Annotated in this window: 16 protein-coding genes; 1 reads left to right on the top strand and 15 read right to left on the bottom strand. The window is 39.7% G+C overall.

Annotated features, from left to right (window positions below):
* The 15 genes from rpsP to FIT70_RS06145 form a co-directional block, all read right to left on the bottom strand.
* On the bottom strand, window positions 1-537 hold the full coding sequence (rpsP, locus tag FIT70_RS06075) for a 30S ribosomal protein S16 (protein ID WP_139931183.1): 537 nt from the start codon (window positions 535-537) through the stop codon (window positions 1-3).
* A 119-nt stretch (window positions 538-656) separates the two neighbouring features.
* Window positions 657-1376, bottom strand: coding sequence for a 7-cyano-7-deazaguanine synthase QueC (gene queC / locus FIT70_RS06080; RefSeq protein WP_139874850.1), 720 nt, complete (start codon window positions 1374-1376; stop codon window positions 657-659).
* Window positions 1318-1956: a 7-carboxy-7-deazaguanine synthase QueE gene (gene queE / locus FIT70_RS06085; RefSeq protein WP_139931401.1), complete on the bottom strand. Its 639-nt coding sequence runs from the start codon at window positions 1954-1956 to the stop codon at window positions 1318-1320. Before queE ends, queC begins: the two co-directional genes overlap by 59 nt.
* A gap of 43 nt (window positions 1957-1999) precedes the next feature.
* Window positions 2000-2776: a tol-pal system protein YbgF gene (ybgF, locus tag FIT70_RS06090; protein ID WP_139931185.1), complete on the bottom strand. Its 777-nt coding sequence runs from the start codon at window positions 2774-2776 to the stop codon at window positions 2000-2002.
* Between the two features lie 14 nt (window positions 2777-2790).
* Window positions 2791-3291 carry an OmpA family protein gene (locus FIT70_RS06095; RefSeq protein ID WP_139931187.1) on the bottom strand — a complete coding sequence of 167 codons (501 nt, stop codon included), beginning with the start codon at window positions 3289-3291 and terminating at the stop codon, window positions 2791-2793.
* A 25-nt stretch (window positions 3292-3316) separates the two neighbouring features.
* Entirely contained in the window at window positions 3317-4621 is a 1305-nt protein-coding gene (gene tolB, locus FIT70_RS06100; protein ID WP_139931189.1) for a Tol-Pal system beta propeller repeat protein TolB, read from the bottom strand.
* Window positions 4608-5399, bottom strand: coding sequence for a TonB C-terminal domain-containing protein (locus FIT70_RS06105; RefSeq protein ID WP_223257726.1), 792 nt, complete (start codon window positions 5397-5399; stop codon window positions 4608-4610). The genes tolB and FIT70_RS06105 overlap by 14 nt, the downstream gene beginning before the upstream one ends.
* A gap of 9 nt (window positions 5400-5408) precedes the next feature.
* Complete coding sequence (locus tag FIT70_RS06110; protein WP_223257727.1) at window positions 5409-5795, bottom strand: biopolymer transporter ExbD; 387 nt, start codon at window positions 5793-5795, stop codon at window positions 5409-5411.
* Between the two features lie 3 nt (window positions 5796-5798).
* A complete protein-coding gene (gene tolQ, locus FIT70_RS06115) occupies window positions 5799-6470 on the bottom strand; it encodes a protein TolQ (protein ID WP_139931191.1) in 672 nt (223 codons plus the stop codon).
* The gene (gene ybgC / locus FIT70_RS06120; RefSeq protein WP_139931193.1) at window positions 6467-6877 is read right to left on the bottom strand and encodes a tol-pal system-associated acyl-CoA thioesterase; all 411 of its coding nucleotides are present in this window, start codon (window positions 6875-6877) and stop codon (window positions 6467-6469) included. The genes tolQ and ybgC overlap by 4 nt, the downstream gene beginning before the upstream one ends.
* A complete protein-coding gene (gene ruvB, locus FIT70_RS06125; protein ID WP_139931195.1) occupies window positions 6865-7902 on the bottom strand; it encodes a Holliday junction branch migration DNA helicase RuvB in 1038 nt (345 codons plus the stop codon). Before ruvB ends, ybgC begins: the two co-directional genes overlap by 13 nt.
* A 9-nt stretch (window positions 7903-7911) precedes the next feature.
* Window positions 7912-8493 (bottom strand): Holliday junction branch migration protein RuvA, encoded by a 582-nt coding sequence (gene ruvA / locus FIT70_RS06130; protein ID WP_139931197.1) that lies wholly within the window; start codon window positions 8491-8493, stop codon window positions 7912-7914.
* Window positions 8490-8993, bottom strand: coding sequence for a crossover junction endodeoxyribonuclease RuvC (ruvC, locus tag FIT70_RS06135; RefSeq protein ID WP_420897696.1), 504 nt, complete (start codon window positions 8991-8993; stop codon window positions 8490-8492). Before ruvC ends, ruvA begins: the two co-directional genes overlap by 4 nt.
* A 53-nt stretch (window positions 8994-9046) precedes the next feature.
* Window positions 9047-9772 carry a YebC/PmpR family DNA-binding transcriptional regulator gene (locus FIT70_RS06140; protein WP_139874857.1) on the bottom strand — a complete coding sequence of 242 codons (726 nt, stop codon included), beginning with the start codon at window positions 9770-9772 and terminating at the stop codon, window positions 9047-9049.
* Between the two features lie 2 nt (window positions 9773-9774).
* On the bottom strand, window positions 9775-10728 hold the full coding sequence (locus tag FIT70_RS06145) for a DMT family transporter (RefSeq protein ID WP_139874858.1): 954 nt from the start codon (window positions 10726-10728) through the stop codon (window positions 9775-9777).
* 78 nt (window positions 10729-10806) lie between these two features.
* Here FIT70_RS06145 and FIT70_RS06150 point away from each other — a divergent pair, with 78 nt between their 5' ends.
* Window positions 10807-11238 carry a CBS domain-containing protein gene (locus FIT70_RS06150; protein WP_139868494.1) on the top strand — a complete coding sequence of 144 codons (432 nt, stop codon included), beginning with the start codon at window positions 10807-10809 and terminating at the stop codon, window positions 11236-11238.
* Window positions 11239-11271 lie beyond the last annotated feature (33 nt).

Consider the following 11271-nt stretch of genomic DNA (forward strand, 5'->3'; position numbering starts at 1 on the left):
TTAAGCGCTTTCAGCTGGTGGTTCAGTCGCCTCAGCTGGAGCTGCTTCAGGAGCTGCGGCTTCTATTGGGGCCGCTTCTGGCGCTGCCTCAGTTGTTACTTCAGGAGCTGCTGCTTCTGCAGGTGCTTCTTCAGGCGCAGGCGCTGTTGCAGCTTCTGCTGCCTTCGCTTTTTCTTCTGCTTCTTTAGCATCCATCGCTGCTTTTAATTCTTCAGCTTTCTTAGCGGCTTCTTTAGCTTTTCTGAGCTCTACTTTATCTACGTCTTTTTTCTTTAAAGCCACGATTGCTTCTGGGCCTTTTGCATGCAGTTTAACTAAACGGTGAACTGAATCTGAGAGGAGTGCGCCATGACCTTTCCAATGTGTCACACGTTCGTTATCAATACGAAGTGCTTCGGTGCCAATCTTAGCCATTGGGTTATAAAAACCAATACGCTCAATAAAGCGTCCGTCGCGGCGATTTCTTGAATCTGCCACTACTACATTGTAAAAAGGGGTCTTTTTTGAACCGCCTCTAGAAAGTCGAATAATTACCATAATTTACACTCTTCAATTAGTTAAAAATTTTCTTAAGAAAGGGGCGGATTTTACGCTATTTTTGGCATATTTGGCAAGCAAAATCACTTTAAAGACAAGAATTTAAGGTCTCTTTTGGACTATTGGTAAGAGGTGGGATCATTAACCCCAGCTGCTTTAAAGCCGTTTTGCCTTAAACGACAAGAATCACAGACGCCACATGCATGGCCTTCTTTATCAGCCTGGTAACAGGAGACAGTTAAACTATAATCTACGCCCAATTTCATACCCTGAAGAATAATGGCTTCTTTAGAAAGATGAATCAACGGGGTGTGAAGTTGAATATTTTGCCCTTCTACAGCTGACTTGGTGGCTAAATTAGCCATTTTCTGAAATTGCTCAATATATTCGGGTCTGCAATCAGGGTAACCTGAATAATCGACGGCATTGACCCCTATAAAAATATCATGCGCACCGATCACTTCCGCCCAACCTAGCGCCAAAGTGAGCATTAAGGTATTTCGCGCGGGCACATAAGTAATCGGAATATGAGACGTTAATTCGGTTGGTACTTTTAAATCAGGATTAGTCAGCGCTGAAGTAAGCATCCAACTTAAATCCATCTCAACCGTTTTATGATCTTGTACTTTAAACAGTAAAGCAATTTTTTTAGCAGCTTCGAGCTCGGCAATATGGCGCTGGTGATAATTGACACTCAAGGCATAACATTCATAACCTTCATTTTTTGCAATCGCTAACGTGGTGGCTGAATCAAGGCCTCCTGATAAAAGAACGACAGCTTTAGACACCCGGTTTTTCTCCCCAGAGTAATTTATGCAATTGAATTTGCATGCGCACATGCAGCTGATCTTTCAAAATCCAATTCCCTAAATCAGTGACATCCAGTTTTTGATATACAGGGGAAAATAAGACGCTACATTTTTGTGTGAGCTTATATTGATCAAGTATTTTTTTAGCCCAGTCATAATCTTCACGACTACAAAGTACAAATTTAATTTCATCTTTTGATTCAATAATCGCTAAATTTTCCCAGTGATTTTTTTTCTCTTCACCTGACTCAGGCGTTTTGATATCTAAAATAATTTTAATCCGAGGGTCAACCTCTTTGATAGAAAGTCCTCCACCGGTTTCAATCGAGACTTCGTAATTGCTATCAGCCAAAGTCTTAAGAAGGTTGTGTACTTCTTTTTGTGCGAGCGGTTCACCTCCCGTCACTGTGACAAAGCGGGTGTCATATTTTTTGATCGATGCCATAATGGCCTCGATATCCATCATCGATCCACCTTGAAAAGCATAAGCGGTATCACAATAATGGCAACGCATCGGACATCCACTTAAGCGAATAAAAATCGTAGGCCATCCCATGCGAGAGGATTCACCTTGCAGTGAATAAAAAATTTCAAAGATTTTAAGTTGTATCACGTTAAGAATTTAAGACTAAAGAAGTTAAGGTGTAAAAATTTTAGGGCTTAATACTTTCTAAAACTTTTAAGCGCTTTTGAGCATTTTGGATGACATCACTCTTAGGATATTTTTTAATTAAATCCTTTAAGCTTTTTTTGGCTTCAGGGATAAGCGCCAATTGAATTTGTGCATTGGCTAAACCTAATAAAGCTTCTGGATTTTTTGCAAAATCAGGATGCTGATCGAGTAATTTTTGATAGGTACCAATCGTTGCTTTGTAATTCTTTAAATTAAATTGTGCATTAGCTAAAGCATATTTAGCATCAGGTAATAATGCACTATTGGGGAATTGTTTAATAAAATCAGTAAAGGCTTGGAAAGCTTCTTTATTTTTTAAGCCATCTAAAAGTGCGTTCGCTTGATCGTAAACTTCTTGATCTGAAGGTGCTTTTATCTCGGGCGTTGGAGGCGTTTCTGCGACCTTGTTGGGGGTTGGAAGAGAGCCTGCAGTTGATTTTTCTTCAATCCTTCGAAGTCTGCCATCCAAATCTTGATAAAGATCTTTCTGGCGTTGTTCAACCGTAGCATTTAAATGACGCAAGGTTTCCATATCACCACGCAATTTGGAAACCTCTTGTTTCATTAATTCGATTTGATTCAGCATGTCGTTGAGGCTACCACTTTTAATGACAGCCTCAAGATTGACAATACGAGCTTGTAACTCAGTTTCTTTTAATTGCATCTCTTGAAGTTTTTTTCTAGCGTCCGTATCTTCAAAGAGTGCCGCATGTAAAGGTGTGACAAATAAATATGCTAAAAGAATAAGTTTTTTCATTAAAGCTTAACTATTTACTCTTTTTCGTAAGAGATATCGACGCGACGATCTTTTCCATAGCATACGTCATCTTTACAATTTGTATCTGCACGCTCTTCACCGAAACTCACTGTTTCGATTTGTGCATCTTGCGCACCTAAAACATTCATGGATTTCTTAACCGACACAGAACGTTTTTGGCCAAGTGAAACGTTGTATTCACGTGAGCCACGATCATCCGTATTGCCAGTTAAAGTCATTTTGGCTTTTGGATGTGACGCCACATATTTGGCATGTGCTGCTAAGAGGTCTTTATATTCAGCTTTCACGGTATCTTTATCATAGTCAAAATAAATACTACGTTTAGATAAGATGTTATTTGGATCACGTAAGCTTGCTAAATCAAGATCTTTTTCATCGCTCGAATCGTTCGATGCAGAAGGGCCAGCAGGTTTTGATACATCAACAATCGGTGTTGAGCTACAGCCTATCAAAAATAATGATAGTAATGATGCAAGAAATAGTGACTTTTTCATTTTCCAAATCTCCAGTTAAGTTAATTTATTTTACAAAAGGTGCCCATGCGGGCTCTCTAATATCATCAGCGTTAATATTAAATGATTGCCGAACCACACCATCAATCGATACGGTAGAAAGTTCGCCCGATCCGTTGATCTTATGTGCATATAGTATCACATGCCCATTCGGTGAAAACTTAGGCGCTTCATCAAAAGGACCGTCAGTAATTTTCGTAATTTGTCCTGTTTGTAGATCGTGTAACACCACTCTAAATCGACCTTCATCTTGCATCACATAAGAGAGCATTTTGGCATCGGGAGAGACGTTAGGATTTAAGTTTTGGTTTCCTTCGAACGACACACGTTGAGGCTCGCCTCCGCTTGATGCGACTTTATAAATTTGTGGGCGACCACCGCGATCGGATGTGAAATAAATCAAACGGCCATCTGGCGACCAGACCGGCTCCGTATCAATATGCGCACTCTGGATAAGCGGTTTTAAATTGGACCCGTCAGCATCGATGAGATAAATTTGTGAGTTTGCGTTGTAGGTTAAAACAATGGCCAAACGTCTGCCGTCAGGCGACCATGAAGGCGAGCTATTATTGCCTTTGAAGTTAGCCAAGACCGTTCTTTGTCCTGTCACTAAAGACTGAATATAGATAATAGGTTTTTTCTTTTCAAAAGATACGTAAGCGATCTTTGTCCCATCTGGCGACCATCTTGCAGAGATAATAGGCTGAGGGGATCCCACAACCGACTGCACATTAAATCCATCTGCATCGGCCACGTTTAAAGAGTAGCGGCCTTTATTTTTTGTGATGTAAGAAATCTTGGTGCTAAAGACCCCTGGAATACCAGTTAATTTTTCATAAATGGTGTCAGAAATTTTATGTGCGATGGCTCTATATTGGGCCACTGGTCCTGAATATTCCATAGTAGTTAAAATCGTTTTTTTATTGATATCGACTAAAAACCAATTTACCTTTAAACGGTTATTACTGATCTCCACCTGACCTAGCGTCATGACTTGTGCTTCAATGGCACTCATTTCCGAATAATTGATTTCGCTTAAAGCTGATGGTTTATTGATCAAACCATCTACATTTAAAGGTCTGAAAAATCCCGAGCGATAAAGATCTGCTGCGATGATTTGATGCATACGACTATTAGCTTTATCCCCCGCCATTTCTTTATAAGGCATAACTGCAATATTAATTTGCTTGGTACCGCCTCCAGAAATCTCAATCGTTTCAATCGCAAATGCACTAGAAGATATGAAGAAAAGTAAGACTAGAGAAATAAATGCTTTGAATGTTTTTAACATAAGTAAATTATATTTTTTCATTGGGTCTAAAGTTAAGTTTTAAATTTTTAAATTTTGAAAATAAATCAGTATCTGTTGGCACTGGTAAGGGTTGTGATTGAAAAATAGCACGCTCGACTGATTCGTCACATACTGGAATACCGCTTGATTTTAACATTTTAGGGTTACCAATCAATTCTCCAGTGGGCATGAGTCCGATTTCAAACTGAAGCTCCACAGGACTCGTGCCACATAACTGCTTATTCACATTCTGTTGAATTTTTCTTTGAATCAATAATTTATATTTATCCATTTCACCTAATTTAGCACCTCCTTGGGTAGGATTAGCATTTGATTGTTTCACGTCTTCATGACGATTTAATGAAGGCTTTGATTTGTCTTGTAATAATTCTTGTTGAAGTTTAGCCAATTGATCTTGCTTTAAAAGTTCTTCCTGAATTTTTTTCAAATCATCTTTCTTTTTTTGATCTTCTAATTTTTTACGATCCTCTTCTTCTTTTTTTTGTTTCAAGCTAATTTCGGCCTTATCACTTGTCAGTGATTTAATAATTTCTTCCATTTTAGATGGTTTGGGCAGAGGCTTTGGCGGTTCTGGCTCAATCTTCTTTTCAACAGGCGGCGTGTCAATTGCCTTAACACTTGCTGCAGGAATTGAATCCCATAATTCCACTTCGGCTACTTGGGGTAACTTTACTCTCCATTCAAAACTGACAATCATGATCGCGATTAAAACAATATGCACAATCGCTGCATAGATCGCAGCTCTTCTTGCAATGATTTTTTCTTGGGGTCTAATCACGTCAAATATTTATTTTTGTGGTTTCAAGAGTAAGCCCACTTTAGAAACATTATTTTGTTTTAAAAGATCCATGACACTTATCACTTCATCGTATTTCACATTCTTGTCAGCGGCGATCACAAGTGCTCGATCAGGCGTTGTTTTAATTAAAGACTGCACGTGGCTTAACAATCGATCGCGCGTATAAGTCTCACCCTCAATCTCAATCGTGCTATTAAGTTTTATGGTAATCACAATGGGCGCTCCTGTTTGTTTTAATGTCTCACCTACTTCAGGAAGCTCCACGACACCCGGATTCGTCATAGGGGCTGTCACCATAAAAATAACAAGTAAAACTAAAGTCACATCAATGTATGGCACCACATTGATCTGATTCATTAAGCGACGTTTGCGCATCACTTATCCTTTTCTTTGTAAGATATTAATGAACTCTTCCATGAAGCTTTCATATCTCACCGATAAACGATCCACTGAAGTTGCAAAACGGTTATAGGCAATGACAGCTGGAATCGCTGCAAATAAACCAATGGCAGTTGCGATTAATGCCTCTGCAATCCCAGGAGCCACTTGAGTGAGCGTTGCTTGTGCTACATTGGCGAGTCCTCTAAAGGCATTCATGATGCCCCATACTGTTCCAAATAAACCAATGTAAGGACTTACAGATCCCACTGATGCTAGAAAAGGTAAATGTGCATCTAAGAAATCAAGTTCACGATTATAAGTAGCACGCATGGCTCGGCGCACACCTTCAATCACATCGCTCATATCGCTTTTGGATGTTTTATGCCGATTAAATTCTTTATAGCCTGCTTCAAAAATAGTCGCTAGACCTTTATTCTTAATGCGGCCACTATGAATACTGTCATGGAGTTTATTGAGATCCCCACTTGTCCAGAATGTGTTTTCAAATTCATCCACTGCGAGTTCTGCACTTTTTAATACAGAGACTTTAATAAAGATATACCACCAAGAAAATCCAGAAGCAGCTAATAAAATTAACATGACAAGTTGAACAGGAATGGTTGCTCCTGTAATCAAACTTAAAAAAGATAAATCATTTACAACATTCATAAAGACTCCATGGTTTGTTTAACAGTGGATGGGATTCTGACGGGTTTAAATTTTTCACTATCGATACAAGCAATATCGACACTTGCATCAATTAACATTTCATTGTCACGATAAATCATTTGTCTAAACTCAATTTTGCTAGAGCCTATATCTTTGAGCTCACTTTTAACGATTAAGTCATCATTAAAACGTGCGGGGAGTTTGTATTGAATATCGATTCGATGCACGACGAACATTATATGATCATGATGTTTTAAATGGTGTTGGTCAATTCCAACACTTCTCAACCATTCCGTTCTTGCGCGCTCCATAAATTTTAAATAGTTAGCGTGATAAACAACACCACCACTATCGGTGTCTTCAAAATAAATACGAACAGGGAATGAAAAAGTTCTTATTCCTGCCATAAGTTATCTGTGGGTTGTTGTGAAGGTGGCTTCATACCAAAGTGAAGATAAGTCGCTTGTGTCACGACACGTCCGCGAGGGGTACGCATGAGATAACCTTGTTGAATAAGATAGGGCTCCAAAACATCTTCAATGGTTTCCCGCTCTTCACCAATGGCGGCAGCTAAATTATCAATACCGACCGGGCCTCCATTGAATTTTTCTAGGATCGCTTGGAGAAGCTTTCGATCCATGACATCTAGCCCTAATAAATCTACATCCAACATTTTAAGTGCGTCATCTGCAATTGACGCTGTAATTTTTCCATTGGATTTGACTTGTGCGTAATCGCGTACACGTCTTAATAAACGGTTTGCAATGCGAGGTGTGCCTCGTGAACGTTTTGCAATTTCTAACGAGCCTGAAGGATCAATATCGGCTTCTAAAAGACTGGATGAACGATCCACAATTTTTGCTAATTCAGTTTCACTATAAAACTCTAGTCGAGAGACAATACCAAAACGATCACGAAGTGGATTGGTGAGCATACCTGCTCGTGTGGTCGCCCCCACTAAGGTAAAAGGTGGCAAATCAAGTCGCACTGATCTTGCCGATGGACCTTCACCAATCATGATATCAAGTCGGTAATCCTCCATCGCGGGGTATAAAATTTCTTCGATGACAGGTGACAAACGATGAATCTCATCAATGAATAAAACATCATTCGGTTCTAAATTGGTAAGGAGTGCTGCGAGGTCGCCTGCTTTTTCTAAAACAGGGCCTGATGTTTGGCGAAGATTAACACCCATTTCTTTTGCAATGATGTGCGCTAAAGTGGTTTTGCCTAAACCGGGCGGTCCAAAAAGTAATACATGATCTAACGCTTCGTTTCTATTTTTAGCCGCTGAAATAAAAATCTCTAATTGGCTTCTGACTTTTTCTTGGCCGACATATTCTTGAAGCTCTTTGGGGCGAAGTGCGCGCTCAATAGATTCCTCAACAGGCTCATTCACGGTACTTGCTACAAAACGATCAGATTCAATCATGCGTCTTCATTAGCCTTTAGATAAATATTTTAAAGCTTGTTTAATGCCGTCATTCACAGTGAGATTTATATCTAAACTTTTGACTGCATTTAAAGATTCGCGTTCATTGTAGCCTAATGCAATGAGCGCATTGAGTACATCTTGGCTGATCGATGTGATACCAGAACCCTTAATACTTAGCGCTGAATCAAGCGTGAATTTATCTTTCAATTCTAATAGCAATCGTTCGGCTGTTTTTTTGCCAATACCAGGCACACGAGTTAAAAGTCCTGCTTCTTGAAGTGACACGGCTTGAATCAATTCATCAATGGATAAGCCACTTAAAATCGCGAGTGCAGACTTAGCTCCAATCCCGTTCACTTTTAAAAGCTGTCTAAACATCAAACGTTCTTGGTGAGTGCCAAAACCAAAGAGAAGCTGCGCATCTTCACGCACGACAAAGTGCGTGAGTAATGTGACTTTATCTCCTACTTGAGGCAGCAAATAAAAAGTACTCATAGGGACTTCACATTCATAACCCACACCATTGCAATCAATTAAAGCCAAAGGAGGTGTTTTATCTAAAAGAATGCCGGAAATTCTGCCTATCATACGAGCCTACCTTTTTTCATGCGGTAACTTAAAGCATCCATACTTTGCAATTGGTTATAAGCATGAGCATGACACATCGCACATGCAAGCGCATCTGCAGAATCGGCTTGCGGTAATTCGGGTAATTTTAAAAAGCGTTTGACCATTTCTTGCACCTGCTCTTTTTTGGCATGTCCTGAACCTACTACTGATTTTTTAACTTGCAATGCTGTGTATTCATACACAGGTAATTTTTTGATCACAGCAGCGCTGATGGCAGCTCCTCTTGCTTGACCTAATAAAAGGGTAGATTGTGGATTCACATTCACAAACACTTTTTCAATAGCGACTTGTTTTGGCTTGTATTGATCGATCACTTCAAAGAGCCCTTCTAAAATAATTTGAATGCGCTCAGGCAAACTATCACGCGCATCAACCTTAGCGCTGACCGTTTTAATCACACCACTTCCAAGATAGCGAATCTTGTCACCACTTTTTTCTACGACACCGAACCCTGTCATTCTTAGACCAGGATCAATACCAAGGATGATAATAGGATCACTCAATGATGAATTTAATCTTCAATCACTGCTGTGGTATAAACTTCCTGAACATCATCTAAGTCATCAAGCGTATCTAGAATTTTTTGCATGCGAATACCGTCATCTCCACTTAAAGCATTTTCTAGTGTAGGTCGCATCGCGACTTCGGCTAATTCTATTTTTAAACCTGCACTTAAAAGCGCTTCCTTAATCTGAATAAATTCTTGAGTAGGCGTGATCACCTCAATACTCCCGTCCTCATCATTGATAATATCTTCAGCACCTGCCTCTAAAGCCACTTCCATGACTTTGTCTTCATCTGTGCCGGGCGCAAAAAAGATACGTCCACAATGTTTAAACAAAAAAGCCACAGATCCATCGGTGCCTAAATTGCCGCCATGTTTAGTGAGTGCATGTCTCACATCAGCGACCGCTCTTTGTTTATTATCCGTTAAGCAATCAATAATAATGGCCGCTCCGCCTATACCGTATCCTTCGTATCTTACTTCTTCGTAACTCACACCTTCTAACTCTCCTGTGCCTTTTTTAATGGCACGCGTGATATTGTCTTGTGGCATATTTTCTTCTTTAGCGAGTGCCACAGCAGCTCTCAATCTCGGATTGAAGTTCACTTCTCCACCAGCGAGCCTTGCTGAAACTGTAATTTCTTTGATAATTTTTGTGAATACTTTTCCGCGCTTAGCGTCTTGGCGACCCTTGCGGTGTTGAATATTCGCCCATTTGGAATGTCCTGCCATGCTTAACCCTTTCTATGCCTTGATTTTATCATGGGTTCATTTTTAAGCCATGGCTGAACAAGCCCTTCTTGGTGCCTTTTAATACGATCATAAGAAATCATTAAAAGGGATATGCCAATGAAGAACATACCTACAAATTCAAAAGGTTTAATGAATTCATGAAGCTCAATTGATGATGCCATGACGGCAATCACAGGACAAACTGTGGTGGTCATGGTGGCAACACCTGCTGATAAATGTCTTAATGCATATAGCCATAATAGCCATGCAATGGCATTTCCAAAGACTGAGTTATATATGAGTGCCCCTATAAAGTAACCATTCCATTCAATCGAAGTCGTATGCGTCATTAAAGCGAAGATAACAATAGGTATTGAGCCAAAAAGCATTTGCCAAGCAGTCAAAGAAATAAGATCAAGATCAGGGGATCGAGCCTGAAGTTTTTTAGCCAAGATCACGGCGAGCGCCCATGAAATGCCAGATACAATCGCTAACACCATACTGAATAAATCGGTGCCTAAATGAAGCGGGTCTAAAATAAATAAAATGCCCATCAATGAAAAGAAAGCCGCAGGCCATTGCCAGCCACTTAATTTTTCGCCTAAAAGTGGCCATGCCAAAAGCATGGTCCAAAAAGGCATCGTATAAGTAAGTACCGCTGTTTTGCCGGCACCGCCCTCGACTAAGGCCCATACCAAAAGCCCTGTAAAGCCTGCCGTTTGAAGGAGGCCCAAAATAATTAGACTTGGAATTTCTTTAATTTTGAAAGGTTTTTTTAAGATAAGCATCACGATGAATAAACAAAGCGCGCCTAGGATAGTTCTGAGGGCTGCAAAATCAAAAGGGCCTGCAAAATGAAGGGCATTTTTCATCACCACCCAGTTATAACCCCAGATAAGGCACAAAAGCATGAGAGCTAAAAAAGCCATCAGGCCTTGATTTTTTTTAAGAAGCATTTTTATACTTGTTTAATATAGTGACATTATTATAAAGTGTATCTTTAAGATCTTAAGCTTTTCAAAAAAAGGTGATTTATGAAAACAGCCGCTCAACTTATTGCTGATAAAAAGCATAAAGAAGTCATTAGCATTGCTCCTAATCGTCCGGTGATTGATGCGCTCATTATCTTAGCTGAATATAAGATTGGTGCTCTCATTGTGATGGATCAAGACAAAATGGTTGGGATTTTTTCAGAGCGTGATTACGCGCGTGAAGTTGTTCTGAAAGGCAAATCATCTAAAGTCACTACCATTCAAGAAGTGATGACTAAAAATGTACTTGTGGGACAAGGTAAAGATACTTTTGAAAAAGCCATGACGCTTATGACCGAAAATCATATTCGTCACTTGCCGATCACGGATGGCCAAAAAGTCATTGGTATGTTGTCTTTGGGCGATGTAGCTAAAGAAATGATTGTGTATCAAAAAAATCTAATTAAAGAACTCGAAGCTTACGTCAAACAATAATTGCCCTTAAAAATTGGGTTCGTTTTGTAAAAT

Origin of the sequence: Candidatus Methylopumilus universalis (assembly GCF_006364435.1) — a bacterium.
GTDB classification, from domain to species: Bacteria; Pseudomonadota; Gammaproteobacteria; order Burkholderiales; family Methylophilaceae; genus Methylopumilus; species Methylopumilus universalis.